Raw genomic sequence first — 15,877 nt, 5'->3', positions numbered from 1 at the left:
AATTACATTTCTTTGAACCAAGTGCGGTGGCATTCAGCGCACACTGGCGCCTTTTTCTCATGCTCGCTGTGACAGGCTAAGCAGCTGGCACCTTGGTTGTAGTGCAGTGATTTGTGTGGATGGGCTTCAGGGATGGCAAGCTTGGACTCATCCACCGCAATACTGGTGATTTCGCCATGACATTCAACGCAGGCCGCATCGGTGGCATTTTGTTTACCCGAACCTTGGTGACACCCTTTACAACCATCTTGGTAGATAAATTCGTGGTTGGTTCTGCCTTGGGTGCTGCCTTTCATCTTGACGAGGTCTCCGGCATTGGCTGCGCCAGTGAACAGGGTTGCAACAACCAGTGTGAGTAGTAATGTTTTCATCATGATTTAGGCCTGCATGTCAGATTTGATGGTTTCAGCAACAATAATTCCCATCGTTAAGCACTCCAGACAAGCTGTTGAACTTAAACGGGTTCCACCGTGAGTGCCGCCAGTTGCTTCGCCAACGGCATAGAGATTTTTCATCGGAGCTAGGGTTTGACTATGCAGTACTCTCGCGCCTAAATCGGTTTTTAAACCGCCCATGCAGTAGTGCACCTTTGGCCAAATCCGCGACACAATAAACGGTGGTTTAAGCTCGACAGCCGTATCCATCATGCGGCCAAACAAGGGGTCAATGCGCTGTGGCACTTGCTTGTTGTACTCGGCAACGGTTTGTTTGAGCTGTGCAAGTGGAATATTGAATTGCTTAGCTAATTGCTCAAGGCTATCGACTTTCCAAGCGATTTGGTCACGTACCGCGCGGGTGACTTCTTCTGCACCAACATGATCGTCATGGTTAAAAAACACCACGGGATAGGCGGGTGAGCCATCTGGATGACGGTTTTTCATAATGGCATCGGAGCAGGTTTTTCTATCGGCGCGTTCATTCATAAAACGCTTACCGTCTAACACATTGACTGAAATTCCTTTATGGAAACCAATCGAGAGCAGAGCATTTGACCAGCCAAAGCCGCCTTCATCGGGCGAGCCCCAGTGACCTGTTTGAATAAAGCTCATATGAACCGGAAAAGCACCGTGGGCCATAGCCGTTAGCGTGACTTCGCCAGTTGCGCCGAGGGCATTGGTACAATCTAAGGTTTTATCTAATGCAGGGTCGACCAGTTCACGTAGTACTAAGTTACGTGAGAAACCACCGTGGGCAAGGATAACGGCCTTGTTGGCTTTGATGTAGATCGTTTTACCGGTTTTGAGATCCGGAAAGCGATAATTTTGACGCACTTTCAAGCCAACAATCTCTTGGCCATCCATGATGAAGTCTTCAACATAGTGCTGTAGACGGTATTCAACGCCTTCTTTTTTACCTGCTTCGTACAGCTTAGTGGTGATATCGCCACCGACACCGTGCTGAGTGCGAATAGCACGTGCTTTATTGTGGCCACCCACTTGTTGGTTAAAGCCTTCGCGGAATTTGACGCCAGTGTCGATACACAATTGGTAGGCATCGAGGGCGCGATTGGCAATTTGTCGCAGCATGTCGGTATTTTGCATACCGCGGCCAGAAATGATTTGATCCTTCACTAGCTCTTCGGGCGAGTCATCGTTGATCCCTTGAGCTAATTGAATTGGGTTTTTAGGGATAGCTAACCAGCCACCGTTGATCGCAGAGTTGCCCCCGATCACCTGCATTTTTTCTAATACCAGTATCGAGCCTAGACCTTGACGCTTAGCATTTAGTGCGGATGACAGACCCGCAAAACCCGAACCCACGACAATCACATCGCGAGTTTCATCCCATTTAATGTTTGAGGCGCATTCAGTGGCTGATGCCGCACTTGGTAGTGCCGCTGCGATACCACCGACCGCTGCGCCTGCACCTAGCTTTAAAAAACTTCTTCTATCATGCATTTTTTGTTAACCCTCTATGTCAGTTATCAGCAAGATAGAGGTTATGAACCGCGCCTAAGGAGAAGTGAGTCACGACTTTTTTTCAGTGACAATTTTATTCGTGAGTTATCTCGTGAATATCTTTTCTTTGAAGTAGATTGCTTTAATAACGAACGAGATGAAGATAATTTAATCTATGAAAGTATGCTGTTGATAAAATGTAAGTTTGAGGTAACTCACAAAGGTTGGTATTTAAGAGGTTTGGATGTGACCTTTATCCCGATTAACTATTTACTGTCTATAAATATTATTTGTTAGCAACACATAATGTACTTTTTACGTATGTTGGAATAAATGAATGAAATGTCCATCTGATTCACTCTCTATTTTACGTTGTAATCAAATATTGGATGCGGCTGAAAGGCTGATTGAATCACAAGGTATTGTATCATTTAAGTTTTCCCAGCTGGCACACGAGGTTGGATGTTCTACAGGTACTTTATATAAGTTTTTTGAACGTAAAGAAGATGTGTTGGTTTGTTTATTTTTAAGAAGTGCAACATCAAATCACTTACCGATATTTATCCATAAGAATCCAGAGTTAACTGCACAAGAGAAAGTGCTTTTACCGATATTATTTACTTTTGAAACCATTAAGCGCAGTAGTAGCTTTTTTACGCTGCGTTCGGTGTCGGTAAATACCATGGTTTGGAAATTGGCGAGTGATGAAAAAGTTGAACGTTTTAAAAAACGTATTAATGCTTTTTGGGGGTGGTTTACAGACTCATTACATTTAGCGGTTGAGAATGGTGAATTAGTCGCCACTCCATTACAAATAAAAGAATTAGTTCAAGGAATTACCTTTTATCTAACGGGTGCTCTGACACAATTTGAAAGTCAATTGATTGCGCCTGAGTTTTTATCTGATCGCCGTGAAACCTGTTATCGACATTTGGCAAACCTGATGGCGCGATACGATTGGAAAACGCCGTTAACCTTTGCGCTGTTTGATTCGTTAGAGGCCAGAACCATCAAGTTTTTTGACCAACATTATCGTGACCATATGACCTGCGCAGCCTGTAGCGCGCTATCAAATACCGACACCAAGGCATTATCTCCCTGTACTCGTCAGTGTGGTTAGGGCGTCCTGCAATTCGGGTTTTATTCCACGCGCAGTGAGCGAGCTTTGTCTCACTGCGACTAAGAATTAGGCTGATTAAATCATAAGCTTAATTTCAAAATTTATGATTGGCTAGCAACCAAGCAAGTTCGGCGGCGTTACTTACCTGCATTTTTTGCATGACTTTTTGCCTGTGCAACTCAATGGTTCGCTGCGCAATATCTAGCTCCGCCGCGATGACTTTATTCATTTTTCCCGCCAGAATACCCTCCATCACCTGCGTTTCACGCTGGCTGAGGGTGGCGAGTCGATTGGCAATGTCTGATTGCAAATTTTGTTGATGCCATTTTTGCTCAGTATGTTGTTGAGCTTGGGTTAAAAGCTGAAATAGCTTCTCACCATCAACCGGTTTTTCAAGAAAGTTGAGTGCGCCTTGTTGGATGCAGTCTACGGCCATGGCAATGGTGCCGTGACCGGTGAGCATGATGACGCTGATTACACTTTGCGCTTGATTTAAATGGCTTAGCAGTGCCACGCCATCCATACCTGGCATTTTGATGTCGAGCAAAAGTACGGCGGATTGCTTGATATCAACACTTTTTAAAAACGTATCCGCAGCGTTAAAGCTTTTGCAGTTAAGCCCCATTCCTTCAAGCATCCAGCTTAACGAATCCAGTACATCTTGATCATCATCTACAAGGTAAAGTGGTGTCATTTGAGCTCTCTTAAGCTGATGGCTGGTTGAGTGGCAGGGTGACTTTTACCGTTAACCCCGGCGCGGCATGTTGTGCTTCAATTTTGCCTTTGTGTTCCTCAATAATGCGTTTGCAGATAACCATGCCTAGGCCAAGCCCTTGGGGTTTGGAGGTTTCAAAGGGAAAGAATAAGCGTTCGAGGGCGTTATCACTCAGGCCGCAACCCGAGTCAGTGATATGAATATAGACGCTTTCGCTTGTGGTACCTGTGTCGATAATCAATGACTTACGGGGGCTGTTTTCCATGGCATCTAGGGCATTGCGTAATAAATTCACCAGCACTTGCTGGATCAAACTGGCATCGGCAAATACGGGTAAGGTTTGTAAGTTGACTTTAGGGCTGAGTTTGAGCCGCTGAAATTCAGGTTGCATCAAGGTCAAGGTTTCTTCTATCACGGCGCGTAAATCACAGGGCTGGTAATCACTGGTTTGTTGGCAAAATGTGCGCAGACGATGGATAGTGGTTTGGGCTCTATCGACCTGGTTGATGACCTTATTGAGCGCGGTAGCAAGCTCGGCTTGGGTGTTATCTAGCCGATATAAACAGCCTTGGGTGAGATAGCGAATACCGGCCAGGGGTTGTTTTAGCTCGTGGGCAATGCCTGAGGCCATTTCGCCCGTCAGCAGTACCCGTTGGGCGCGGTAAAACTGTTGTTGTTGCTCGAGTAAGATTTTTTGGGTGTGCTGATGATGGGTTATTTCGGCAGATAGGGCTTGGGTGCGTTTAACCACTAAACGTTTAACCCTTAAGTGATGAATATAGCCCAGTAGCAAGGCAAAAATGAAGCTTGCACCCCAAGGTAAGGCATTGTGCAGTAATCGCTGCCAGTTAGTGACAAATGGCCATTGCTCTAATTGTTTTAACAGTTCAAATACCGGGCTATCGTCCACGGGAGCCGACCAATATTGATATCTTCCTTGCACCGCCGCTTGGCTCTCTGGGGGTATTTGCAACAGGCTGGTGACCACTTGGGTGGCGAGTTTATGATCCGTATGGCCTAATTTGGTTAAGGCGTAGCCGGGATACAACTGGGTGGACACTTCGCAGGCAAAATCAGGATGCGGTTGCTTAAGGACCACTTTTAATTTATTCGCTGGAATGAGTCCTCGCTCTAGTGCATTTTCCAATACGCAGCTAGGTAATATCGCAACATCAGCCTCACCCGATAACAGCATTTGCAATAGTTTTTGCTGTGGAAAACCAATAAAGCGCAGCTGAGGAATATCGCGGTAGGCATTGATGCCTTTGGTTGCCATCGTCGCTGCAAAAATTTGAAATCCGCCAAAGGCTTGTGGATCGCTTGATACCAACTTTTCATCTTTAAGTTGTGCCCATTGGCTCAGGTTGTTGTCAATTCGCGTGACGATGGCAGAGCCGATGCTCTGCTCTGGTGAATGCACGCGGTTATGGACTAGGGTGAGTAAGTGACTGGTACCATAGTTTTTTTTAAATGCGACCGTGGTGAGGGCATTGCCAATTAAAAAGTCGATACGTTGCTTAGCGAGTGCTTCATCTAATTGAGTTGGCGTTAATGGCGTGAGTTGTACCGGACGATGCAACTGCTGGCTCAGCCAATCAGCGGTAGGCTGCCAATTGGCCATGACTTCATCGGGTTCATTAAACGCCATTATGCCTATTCGCACCGGATCACTTGTATGGCTATCGGCGGCAATGGCTGGCAGCTTAAAGCCGATAAAAAGGGCCAGGATAAACATTAATCGAGTGAAGAATTGATACATGATTTAATCCAGGCTGGGCGATTTCATTTAGTGGTTAACACAACAAGACGTTACAGCATCGCTGTAAAATAGGCTGCGCGATGCTGAGCTGATGGCCAACAATATTGGCCATATTATGCCTATTAGTGATTGCTGATATATTGAGCCGCTTCACACATTAGCCTAAGGGTTGAACTTAGCGCGATATTGTTCAAATTGTGGGGTGGCGATTTTGTTGCCTTGTTCATCCAGAAACCATACCGCTTCAATATCGCCAATACGCTTTATTAAAGCTTGCGCTTCTGGCATCGGTAATAAAAACAAACTGGTTGAAATCACATCAACAAGAATGGGATTATTCTTCATAATAACCGATACTGAGATACCTTCTTTTTTCGGGTAAAGTGTCGTTGGATCAATAATGTGATGATATTCTTGACCATCTACAGTGTAATAGTTTAAATAATTACCACTGGATACAATGGTAATATCTTCACCTTGAATTATTTCATGGTAAATATCACCGCTATTAATCTCGATATTATCTTTATGTTCTAGTTGATATTTGCGGATTAATGGATTTTCGATTGCTGTAATAAATTGGCGGCCATCTGGGTGGGTGCCAAAATGGCGAATATTTCCACCGGCATTAATCATAAAGGCAGTAATATTATCGGCTTTTAATTGGTCGTACACTTTTTCAACCATCCAACCTTTAGCAATACCACCTAAATCCAGCTTCATTCCTGATTTCATTTGAATGGTATTATTGTTCACATCGAGTTTTATCTGTTTTATATCAATGTGTTTTGCCGCATTGGCTAACTCGATATCACTGGGTAGTTCGCATGTGCCGACCTGTTGGCAACGTTTTCGATAGCTTCGCCAAACTTCTAACACGGGGGCTAAAGCAACGTTAAATCGGCCTTGGGTAATGCCATGCCATTCAATACTGGTTGCTAATAATTCGGTGAGTTTTGCATCGATATGGTGTAATTGTTCAGGATTGTTATTGATAGTCTGGATATTGGTGTAGCCAGGGTAAGTGCTAAAGTTTGATGCTAAATAATGATATTCCTGCACCACATTAAGTGCATGGCATAATGCTGAGTAGGCTTTGTTTTTGTCTGCCTCATAAATATCAATGGTAATGGAAGTGCCAAAATATTTTAACGTATTCATACTGCCTTTTCCGTGCTCATAATTAAATGTTGCATTGGTATTGCAGTCGAATGGTGAAAAAGTCGCATTTGCCATTGTTGGCGTAAAAAAGAGATAAATTAATACAGTAAAAGATAATAAATATTTCATACAACCCCCATCTTGATGACGATTAAATTAGTAGCATGAATTTCAGTTGATGACAGTAATCAATCAGCAAAGTGTTAGCTAACTCAACTATTTTGAATTGAGGTTGGCATATTGCGGTTATCCGCAATTGTCGAATTCTTTCCGAGGTCTATGCTGGCGGCAAGTTCATTAGTTGAAGAGCGTTATATGATGAAAACTGAATTACATTTTAAAAAAGTTTGCTGGTTAGTGCGGTTGCATTCGCAACATTTGCCTTAGCAGGTTGTGCTAATACCGCACCGCAGGGGAAATATATTGATGGCGTCCATCATGTCAGTGGTAAGGGTAAAAAGAGCGACATCACCCTTGAAGTTAAGGTTGAGCAGGGGAATATCACTCAGGTAAAAACTCTGTCACATAAAGAAACCGAGTCACTGTACCTTAATGCTGAGCGTTTGCTACCCGAGATTGTGAGCCGTAATGGTCATGAGGGGATTGATGCCATCTCAGGCGCAACCTACTCATCCAATGGTATTTTAAAAGCAATCAATGATTTACCTCGTGTAGATGGCAGTAAGCCTGAATATCAAAGCGTGGGTGCTCGCAGCCAAACAGGGGATGATGATTTTAAACTGAAATGGTCTATCCAACCGCGTTTAGGCTTAGTGAAAGGTGATTACTACTTTGAAGAAGCCCGTTTCCGTCAAGGGCATATGGGTAGCATGTTGGTGGTAGTGGATTCAAACAACCTTCAGGATGTGATTCTGGCCGAGTTTAATGAAAGTGGTCGTCCGAATTACTACACTCGCCTTTACCAAAATGTGCCTAAGCGTATGTCCGAGTACAATTTCTCTATGGGCAAAAAGAAAGGTACCGCATGGGTTCAATCCGCATTAACCATGGAAAAGTTAATGATGGAAAAAGACCAACTTACCTTTGAGTTAAATCCTCACTACGATCCTAAGTTAGGCAACCAGCTCAGCGAGCCTAACCGCTTAAAATATCAAGGTATTGATATTGTTGCTGGCGCCTCAAACAGCATTCAGCAATCGATGATCCCCTTGACCGCTAAGATCCATAGTCGGATTCAAGCAGGAGCGAGTGATGCGCTTTTTTATCAGCAAGCCGAAAAATTGCTCGATGAAAAAGGTCGCTGGACAGGCGTTACCGCGATGTTGCGGTTAGTGGTTGATAAAAATAGCCACAAAATTACCCATGCCCATTACGATGAAATCTTTGCTGACGAGAAGAAAGATATCCAAGACGCCTCATTGAAAGCATTTTATCGCCAATCCAAATATGACTCGATTAATTATGTTGAACCCGCGCGTATCGGATTTAACGTGATGATTGATGCCTTATCTTCGCATCTGAAAGAGGGTGGTTCGCTGTTCAATATTAATGATTTACCTGCGGCAGGTGATACCGGTAGTTACGCTCAAACCGGCTTTACTAAGCGTTCAGATGCCTGGGACAACTATCTGCGACTCGCTGATGTGTTGTACAAGCAAATGCGTGCCGATGGCGTGATTAATGAACATGCCTTACCTGCTCAGTAATATTGGATACTTAACATGATGAATAAATCATTTGCTATTTCGATGCTTACCTTGGCGCTATGTGCTACACAGACCGTTGCCGATGAACATAAGTTTTATGGTCGTATCGATTATTCGGTAACCAATTCCGATAGTGGCAGTGCGACGCATAAAAATAAAAGCGGCACCGTATTAGAAAATAACTTTACGCGCATCGGTATTAAAGGCGCTAGCCAATTAACCGACAGCACCTCACTGTTTTACCAAATTGAGGTTGGCGTAAATGGTGAGAGCCAAGATAGTGGCGATAAACCATTCTCAGCACGCCCAACATTTATTGGTGTGAAGCACAGCACTTATGGTGCCTTAGCGGTTGGACGGATTGATCCGGTATTTAAAATGGCTAAGGGGATGTCTGATGCAATGGACAATTACTCCTTAAAACATGACCGTTTATTTGCCGGTGATAAGCGTTGGGGTGACTCCTTTGAATACAAATCCGCCCATTGGAATAAGTTGCAATTAGGTGTGAGCTATTTATTGGAGGACAATCATTACACTAATAATGATAACCGCCGTGATAATGGCAATTACCAGTTAGCGGTTACCTATGGTGATAAGTTCTTTAAAACGGGTGATGTGTACGCTGCAGTTGCCTACAGTGACGGTGTGGAAGATATTGAAGCTTACCGTGGCGTTGTCCAATATAAGTGGGATAAGTGGCAGTTTGCGACAATGCTACAACATTCAAAATTGGTGAATACTGATAAAACCGATTGGCAACAGCGTGAAGGTGATGGTGTTATCGTTAGTGCCAAATATCAATTAGGCCAATTATCATTAAAGGCCCAATATGGATTTGATAACTCCGGTACCGGATTAATCGCTAATCGTGTTTATGCCAGTAAAAACACCCTAATTGATGAGGTGCCAGAAATCTCTCAGTGGGCGATTGGTGCTGAATATAAATTAAGTAAGTCAACACGGCTACACACCGAAATTGGTCAGTTTGATGTGAAGCAATATGATGATTTTGACGATACCATTGTTAGCCTTGGTATGCGTTACGACTTCTAAAATTTATCAATAGTTTGTCACCTTGCTAAGTTATGTACTGTATTTAGCAAGGTGATAATTATTTAGCTTAGTTGTTATTTTCGCAACATAGTGTTTACTTTGTTGCACTGGCAGTATTTTTTGCTTTAAACCACTATTTAGTGATATTTTGAGTTCGGTGCTTTTCTAATTATTTAATATTCCCTCCTTCTTCAGCCCTCGAAAGATATAGCATTAAGTGACACGCCAAATAGCCGTTAAGCCTGCATAGAAAAATACTATGCTAATGACTACTATATAAGTAAAAAATAACCTAATAATTTTCTTTATGTTGCATGAACGGGCATAATGCGGCGTTTAATTATTTAGTTACAAGGAATAACCATGAAGTATTTGGTTAGCGTAGTGAGCTGTTTTCTATTATCGGCCTGCTCTTTTGGGGATGCTGATGTGGAGTTTAATCCTAAAAAAGGTGAAGAGCGTGCATATCAAGTGTATAGCTCCACCAAGATTACAGTTGATACGGATAGTCGTACCGAAACAGTGAATACCACATCCCATCAATTATTGCGTTATAAGGTTCTCGATACGGGCACAAATAGTCGGTTTGAAGTGCATGTCGATTATATGAAAATGCGTGATGGTCAAGGGAGTGGCGTGAGCAGCGGTGAACGGGCTGAACGGAACCCTGAAATGCACGCTATTTTTTCACAGGGTTTTGAATTTACATTAAATTTAGACGATGGCAGCGTTAAAGCATTTAGCGCACTCAACAAGCCTGTATGGCAAGCGCAGTTGGCTGAGCGGGGGCTTGAACTGGAGCAGGAGCTTAAAAAGCTATTTAGTTCATCGGTCTTTCTTAACAGCATACCCGCTAAAGAGGGCGCTATCGTTGCGCTTCCAGCCTATCAAGGCCATGCTAATGCCAAGCTTACCGTGTTAAAAGTCACAGAGACACATGTACTGGCTCAAGTGCAAAGTGACGGTGCCCAAGCCAACATTTACGGCCAACTGATGCTAGAGCGTGAGCGAGGTTGGCTAGTGCAGATGGCTTTAGTCGCTGAAGCGCCATTTGAGCGTTATGGCTTTAAAGGTGTGATGCGCAGCAATGTGATAATGGTGCCCAGTGAGCGAAAGCTGGGTGACCTGTCGCAACGAGTGGGTTTTGATTACGATTTCCCGCCAACAGAGTACCCAAAACAACCTGAATTAGTGCTAGAAGATGCGAATAAAACCTTAGCGGAAGAGGCGGTATTTGCGCTTGATGCAGGTTACTTTGACCTAAGTGATGACCAACTAAGCCTTGCTTATCAGCATGATGTTTCAGGTTTAAAAGCCTCTGGTGATTTTCACTTAACCGATATCACCGCCCACAGTGCCGATGGCAGCGTGCTGCCAATACAACTATTTAAGGTCGGTGGTTACAGTTACCCTGAAAAGGGTGGTTTTTATCGTTCCCTTGAGCAACATTTGCTTATCGGCTGGAACGAGCCCTCGACACTGTTTGATCAGGTAGCTGAGTTTCGTGCTAAAGCCCATTATCAAGGGGCGAAACTGGTCAAACTGACCTTGACGCCAGATCCAAGCAAAACGGTGACCTTGCAGTATCAAGATTTACAACTGGAGTTGACCCCCGTTGCCGATAAACCCTTCACTTATCTGCTGACATCGAAGGATGCGACCAATAAATCTTGGTTGACTGGCCGATTTGACGGGGCTGAAGGCGCTATGCTGAAGTACCAAACCCCGACTACGACAGGGCCGGATTGGTTAACCCCTGCTGAGCTGAATATGTTGGCGTTAGTCTCATCGGAGCAATATCAATCCACCACCCTGTTTAGCTTTCCTGCTGAGCCGCCGACGCTCACCATTTATGTTAATACTGCCGCGGATAGTCGCGAATTGACTAAAAATGTTCGTTTTATTCCTATGAACGATTACATGCAAAATACCAACTATCCCCCAGTGTATGAGACAACGCTTTACCGTGATGACATGTATGCGCGTTACGATGAGCAGCCGCACCCCTCTATTCCCGATGATCCCGCATTACTCGAACCACAAATGCTGGCTAAATACGGCGTTGGTTTACAATTAACCTCCGAGCAGGCCGCCGTGTGTCGTTTAAGCGTGGTGGATGCGCCCCAAGTCGATGGTCACACGTTGCAATGGACATCTATCAAATCTGAAAACAGCTTAGTGGAGCAGCTCGATAAGTCTGTACAGTATCAACTGACGAGTGCCGATGGCATCCGTCGCAACTTTTATGGTATCCGTGTGGCCAGCACTTTAGCCTGCACTGGTACTCCTCAATGGCAAGCACTTACCTATCAACCTAAACAAGGTTGGCTGATTGATATCACCCAACTGCCCAATTTAGATACTACTCAAACGGTGGCCGACTTTATGCGCCGTTATCGTTTTTTAAATGCGCAGAATGTAGCGTTAGCTCCAGCTATTCAAGGTGATGGCAGTGATTTTTATCAGCGCCCGTTGCTGCAAGTATTACGTGAGGAGCGCTGGTTTGTGCTGGCAGGGCGAGCTGCCGCGATAGAATATCTGACCATCAGCGGCGACCCCGTTAATAAGCAGTGGGTTACCACCTTCCCAGCATTACCTTAAGGAGCCGAATATGAGAGTTTTATTAATATTATCAGTGCTCTTTATGTCATTTAATTTGTCTGCGGAGCGGATCTTACTCGACGAACAATGGCGCCTTAGCGATGTGCCGGGTGAAGCCATCTATTATCAGCAGCAAGCGGCAACAGCGCAAAATGGCGAGTGGCCAGTGCAGCTATTTTATCTGGAGACGGATAAACCGGTTTTTAAGGGCCGTGTCAACAGTCCCAATTTAGCGGAGAGTTATATCGTTGGTGATTTCGAGTTCTTCTACCCCGACGGTCAACTGTCTCGCAAGGGCAGTAGCGATGCACAAGGGCGTTATCAGGGAACACATTTGCATTACTGGGAAGATGGAAAACTCTCGGGGGAGTACCACTATCTGAATGGCCAGTTGCATGGAGAGCAGAAAAGTTACCACACCAATGGTCAATTACGCGACCATCAACATTATGTGAATGGTGTGGAATCTGGATTAGCGCAAAGTTATTTTGACAATGGCCAGCTGCAAACACGGGTAACCTATGGCGCTAACGGTATGGAAGGGCTTTATGAAAGCTTCCATAACAATGGGCAGCCGGAGCAAACCGTGAATATGGTGGCGGGAAAAAGAGAAGGTGAGCGACTGTATTGGACAAAGGAAGGTTGGTTATTCACCAAAGAGTTTTATCTTAACGGCAAAATACATGGCGAAGTGTTGGTGTACCAAGCGGCAGATGTGTTACAGGAAATTAAACATTATCAGCATGATAAGCAGGTAGGGATACAGCAGCGTTTTGATCCACAAGGGCGGTTAGCAGCGCAACAATTGTATGATAAGGATGGCCGCGAAATTCAAAATATTAGCTACGATGATGAAGGTAAAGTAACAAGCCAAACTGACACTCAGTATCTTGCCAAAGGCCAGCTAACTACTGAAAAACGTTTCGATGCAACTGGAGCATTAACCGCTCAATATCAGCGTGATACTGTAAAGGACTGGAGTCTGCGTCAGCGTTTTACTGCAACCGGTGAGTTGATTGAACGGGAAGAACAACTCAAGGGACTGTATGACGGTTTGTATATTGGGGATGGCTGGAATGGTTATGTCCGACGGATTAACTACAGCAAAGGTAAAATGCACGGTGCATATCGCGAAGATAATGCTTTAGACGGTGGATTTGTCACCGGGCAATATCATTTCGGTGTAAAGGTCGGTAGGTGGGTGACCAAAAACGCTGATATGACCCGTAATGAGCAGTTTAATCAACAAGGCCTGCTTAACGGTGAACAAACCGAAATCGCCGCCGATGGCACGCTAATGCTGCAAGCGTTTTATCAAAACGAAAAATTACATGGTGCGTATTTACAGCGTGGCTTTGATAAACAATTGCAGGCTCAAGGCCAGTATGTGAACGGTCAACGTGAAGGTAAATGGTTGGTTGATGACAGTAGCTATAACCATGTTAAGCTCTGGCACGGGCAGTATCGTGCGGGCCACGAAGTTGGTCGCTGGCAAGCGTTTTCGGCAAATGGCCATTTATTAGGGCTGATGCAATATGATGATAAAGGCCGCTTGCAAGGTAAAAGCTACAGTTTTAACGAAGATGGCAGCTTGGAGCGAAGCGAGGAGTACGTTGATAATCAATTACACGGTCAATTAGTGTATTACTTCAATGGTGAAGCCTCATCCGTGTATCACTATCAAAAAGGGGTTGATGTCGGTCAATAGCAGAACGGTAATCGCCCAGAACCCATCTTGGGCGATTTGAGGTGAACTGAACGTATTAGCTCAAGGATGAGTTAATGCACATCAGCGCTAACGGTGTGCTTTAAGCCAGCGTCCTGGTGGCATTCCAAATTCTCGTTCGAATGCGCGTGCAAAGGTTGCACTGCCACTGTATCCACCACTCAGTGCAACCTGAGCAATAGGTTCCCCAGCCAATAATTGTTGGCATGCCATCATCATTCGCCACTGAGTCAGATACTCAAGTGGCGATAATCCCGTCAACAGTTGAAAATGAGCCGCAAAACGTGAGCGAGACATGCCCGCTTCTTTCGCGAGTGTTGCTACTGTCCATTTTTCCTCATAACGCTTATGCATCACACCAATCGCACGCGCTAGTCGTGGATCAGATAATCCAGCCAATATGCCTTGTTGAGTGTGGCCATTATCAACGATGTAACGCAACAATAAGATAAATACGGTCTCCAACAAGCGAGTGATAATGGGGGCTTGGCCATATTGATTCGCAAATGCCTCTGAAAAAAGTAGGGTGACTAGCGGTTTTAATTCTGGCTGTTCACTCAGCGGTAGCACTAATACATTGGGGAGTGCCATTTGTATTGGGGATTGGTTTCCTTGTCCAAATGAAACGCTCGCACAGACGAGATCACATCCTTCAGCATCAACGGGTTCCATGCTGTGTTTAAGCCCCCGAGGAAAAAGGATTAGGCAAGGTTCTGTTAACAATCGTGGTTCATCAAATTCCTGATAAAGCGTCATCGCACCCGCGTTAAGCAAGTGTAGATGGCCCCCTTCAGGATAATCTTGGCTAAGCGAGGTTTGGCATAAGTTACCAGCGAAAAACATCGAAGCACGTGGCGCTGTATGAGCCAATAGAATTGAGAGAGGATCCATTTTGAGACGATAGGTGTTTAATTAAGGACTATTTGCGATAAATCGTATCATTGTGGGCTGTAAGCTATCAACCGTAACTTACACAATTAAATTGGAGCACGACTATGAGCCGTATTAAACCTGTTTCTCAACCTTCTTCAACTGTTGCACCAAGCTTTGCGGCAATGCAGCGTAACCTTGGTATGGTACCTAACCTATATGCCACGTTAGCTCACTCGCCAGTGTTATTTAATGGATTTTTGGCTTTTGCTGACGCACTAGGTAAGGGGCGGTTAACGACGACTCAGCGTGAATTACTCGCGTTGGCAATTGGCCAAAGTAATGAGTGCCAATATTGCCTATCTGCACATACATTGTTAGCGAGTAAGGCCGGCTTATCAGTTGACGCGATAAAGTCTGCGCGTCAAGGAAATGCAGAGTCTCCTCTCGATAATGCTTTGCTGCAACTGGCGACCGCGTTAGTTCATCAACGTGGAGTGCTCACCGATGAACAACTTGCTAATGTTCGTCACGCTGGCGTTGATGATGAATTAATGCTTGAAGTACTCGGCCAAGTTGTAGTCAACACCCTGACCAACTATGGAAATCATTTGGCTGCAACAGAAATTGATTTCCCAATAGTTCCTTTGCGTCCTTAGCCAAGGAGCATTTATGAAACAATATGATAAAGGTTTTTTGCTTGCTCTTGGCGGTGTGGTACTGACACTCCTCTGGATTGGCATATTTAAGTTTACGCCAACCGAAGCGGCAGCAATTCGTCCTCTCGTTGCAAGTCATCCTTTGATGAACTGGCTCTATAGCATTTTATCTGAACAGGGAGTATCTAACTTAATTGGTGTGGTTGAGATAGTCACAGCAATAGGGCTGGTGATAGGGATTTGGCGCCCACGTGTTGGTTACTGGGTGAGTTTGAGTGCACTCATCACTTTTATCATGACGCTGAGCTTCCTGTTGACCTTACCCTCGGTATGGAAGTTGGTTGATGGTGTACCCGTTACCGAGTTCTTTATTCTCAAGGATCTGGTATTTCTGGGTGTGGTTTGGTCTTACCTTAATCAAAATAAGGCGCAACTCATTCGGGCATCTTGAGCTATTAGCATGACAACGTAAATATATGTGCAGTGCATATCGTCCATTTAAATAAAGTCATTGATATAACCGACTTTCCGCACCTGATTTAGGAATAAATTTGCCGATACCGTTCGCCTAACACGTCGAGAATGATCTGCTGGTCCACTGTGAGTCCTGTGACTTGAGGTGGCGCCTCTCCCAACTGGTACTCG

The 15,877-nt window shown here is 44.6% G+C and carries 13 protein-coding genes; 7 read left to right on the top strand and 6 right to left on the bottom strand.

Annotated elements, in window-relative coordinates; genetic code table 11:
* Positions 1-2: 2 nt before the first annotated feature.
* A complete protein-coding gene (locus AEA42_RS06995) occupies positions 3-374 on the bottom strand; it encodes a cytochrome c3 family protein (protein ID WP_086023967.1) in 372 nt (123 codons plus the stop codon).
* A gap of 3 nt (positions 375-377) precedes the next feature.
* Positions 378-1,898, bottom strand: coding sequence for a flavocytochrome c (locus AEA42_RS06990; protein WP_055647327.1), 1,521 nt, complete (start codon positions 1,896-1,898; stop codon positions 378-380).
* A gap of 337 nt (positions 1,899-2,235) precedes the next feature.
* On the opposite strand from AEA42_RS06990, the gene AEA42_RS06985 reads away from it, so the two are divergent.
* The gene (locus AEA42_RS06985) at positions 2,236-3,018 is read left to right on the top strand and encodes a TetR/AcrR family transcriptional regulator (protein WP_047539632.1); all 783 of its coding nucleotides are present in this window, start codon (positions 2,236-2,238) and stop codon (positions 3,016-3,018) included.
* 94 nt (positions 3,019-3,112) lie between these two features.
* On the opposite strand, the gene AEA42_RS06980 is transcribed toward AEA42_RS06985, so the two are convergent.
* The 3 genes from AEA42_RS06980 to AEA42_RS06970 all read right to left on the bottom strand — a co-directional run bounded on the left by AEA42_RS06980 (position 3,113) and on the right by AEA42_RS06970 (position 6,782).
* On the bottom strand, positions 3,113-3,712 hold the full coding sequence (locus AEA42_RS06980; protein ID WP_055647326.1) for a response regulator: 600 nt from the start codon (positions 3,710-3,712) through the stop codon (positions 3,113-3,115).
* Positions 3,713-3,722: 10 nt separating this feature from the next.
* On the bottom strand, positions 3,723-5,492 hold the full coding sequence (locus AEA42_RS06975; RefSeq protein ID WP_055647325.1) for a PhnD/SsuA/transferrin family substrate-binding protein: 1,770 nt from the start codon (positions 5,490-5,492) through the stop codon (positions 3,723-3,725).
* A gap of 162 nt (positions 5,493-5,654) precedes the next feature.
* Positions 5,655-6,782, bottom strand: coding sequence for an FAD:protein FMN transferase (locus AEA42_RS06970; protein ID WP_055647324.1), 1,128 nt, complete (start codon positions 6,780-6,782; stop codon positions 5,655-5,657).
* A 218-nt stretch (positions 6,783-7,000) separates the two neighbouring features.
* Between AEA42_RS06970 and AEA42_RS06965 the strand changes: the two genes are divergently transcribed.
* From AEA42_RS06965 to AEA42_RS06950, 4 genes are all read left to right on the top strand, one after another.
* A complete protein-coding gene (locus AEA42_RS06965) occupies positions 7,001-8,320 on the top strand; it encodes an FMN-binding protein (RefSeq protein ID WP_055647323.1) in 1,320 nt (439 codons plus the stop codon).
* A gap of 15 nt (positions 8,321-8,335) precedes the next feature.
* Positions 8,336-9,376 (top strand): porin, encoded by a 1,041-nt coding sequence (locus AEA42_RS06960; protein WP_309297556.1) that lies wholly within the window; start codon positions 8,336-8,338, stop codon positions 9,374-9,376.
* A gap of 363 nt (positions 9,377-9,739) precedes the next feature.
* Positions 9,740-11,977, top strand: a complete 2,238-nt coding sequence (locus AEA42_RS06955; protein ID WP_055647322.1) for a hypothetical protein — start codon at positions 9,740-9,742, stop codon at positions 11,975-11,977.
* A gap of 10 nt (positions 11,978-11,987) precedes the next feature.
* Positions 11,988-13,685, top strand: a complete 1,698-nt coding sequence (locus tag AEA42_RS06950; RefSeq protein WP_055647321.1) for a toxin-antitoxin system YwqK family antitoxin — start codon at positions 11,988-11,990, stop codon at positions 13,683-13,685.
* An 87-nt stretch (positions 13,686-13,772) separates the two neighbouring features.
* On the opposite strand, the gene AEA42_RS06945 is transcribed toward AEA42_RS06950, so the two are convergent.
* Entirely contained in the window at positions 13,773-14,594 is an 822-nt protein-coding gene (locus AEA42_RS06945; RefSeq protein ID WP_037415791.1) for an AraC family transcriptional regulator, read from the bottom strand.
* A 104-nt stretch (positions 14,595-14,698) separates the two neighbouring features.
* Between AEA42_RS06945 and AEA42_RS06940 the strand changes: the two genes are divergently transcribed.
* Complete coding sequence (locus AEA42_RS06940) at positions 14,699-15,232, top strand: carboxymuconolactone decarboxylase family protein (protein ID WP_037415794.1); 534 nt, start codon at positions 14,699-14,701, stop codon at positions 15,230-15,232.
* Between the two features lie 13 nt (positions 15,233-15,245).
* Complete coding sequence (locus AEA42_RS06935) at positions 15,246-15,683, top strand: DUF417 family protein (RefSeq protein WP_055647320.1); 438 nt, start codon at positions 15,246-15,248, stop codon at positions 15,681-15,683.
* Positions 15,684-15,877 lie beyond the last annotated feature (194 nt).

The sequence above is a fragment of the Shewanella sp. Sh95 genome, from assembly GCF_001308045.1.
GTDB classification, from domain to species: domain Bacteria; phylum Pseudomonadota; class Gammaproteobacteria; order Enterobacterales; family Shewanellaceae; genus Shewanella; species Shewanella xiamenensis.
This window is presented reverse-complemented; position numbering and strand designations above follow the sequence as displayed.

What these genes read in the sequence shown, in the direction of transcription:
- AEA42_RS06995 (WP_086023967.1), bottom strand. Translation starts at nt 374, where the DNA reads ATGATGAAAACATTACTACTCACACTGGTTGTTGCAACCCTGTTCACT.
- AEA42_RS06990 (WP_055647327.1), bottom strand. Translation starts at nt 1,898, where the DNA reads ATGCATGATAGAAGAAGTTTTTTAAAGCTAGGTGCAGGCGCAGCGGTC.
- AEA42_RS06985 (WP_047539632.1), top strand. Translation starts at nt 2,236, where the DNA reads ATGAAATGTCCATCTGATTCACTCTCTATTTTACGTTGTAATCAAATA.
- AEA42_RS06980 (WP_055647326.1), bottom strand. Translation starts at nt 3,712, where the DNA reads ATGACACCACTTTACCTTGTAGATGATGATCAAGATGTACTGGATTCG.
- AEA42_RS06975 (WP_055647325.1), bottom strand. Translation starts at nt 5,492, where the DNA reads ATGTATCAATTCTTCACTCGATTAATGTTTATCCTGGCCCTTTTTATC.
- AEA42_RS06970 (WP_055647324.1), bottom strand. Translation starts at nt 6,782, where the DNA reads ATGAAATATTTATTATCTTTTACTGTATTAATTTATCTCTTTTTTACG.
- AEA42_RS06960 (WP_309297556.1), top strand. Translation starts at nt 8,336, where the DNA reads ATGATGAATAAATCATTTGCTATTTCGATGCTTACCTTGGCGCTATGT.
- AEA42_RS06955 (WP_055647322.1), top strand. Translation starts at nt 9,740, where the DNA reads ATGAAGTATTTGGTTAGCGTAGTGAGCTGTTTTCTATTATCGGCCTGC.
- AEA42_RS06950 (WP_055647321.1), top strand. Translation starts at nt 11,988, where the DNA reads ATGAGAGTTTTATTAATATTATCAGTGCTCTTTATGTCATTTAATTTG.
- AEA42_RS06945 (WP_037415791.1), bottom strand. Translation starts at nt 14,594, where the DNA reads ATGGATCCTCTCTCAATTCTATTGGCTCATACAGCGCCACGTGCTTCG.
- AEA42_RS06940 (WP_037415794.1), top strand. Translation starts at nt 14,699, where the DNA reads ATGAGCCGTATTAAACCTGTTTCTCAACCTTCTTCAACTGTTGCACCA.
- AEA42_RS06935 (WP_055647320.1), top strand. Translation starts at nt 15,246, where the DNA reads ATGAAACAATATGATAAAGGTTTTTTGCTTGCTCTTGGCGGTGTGGTA.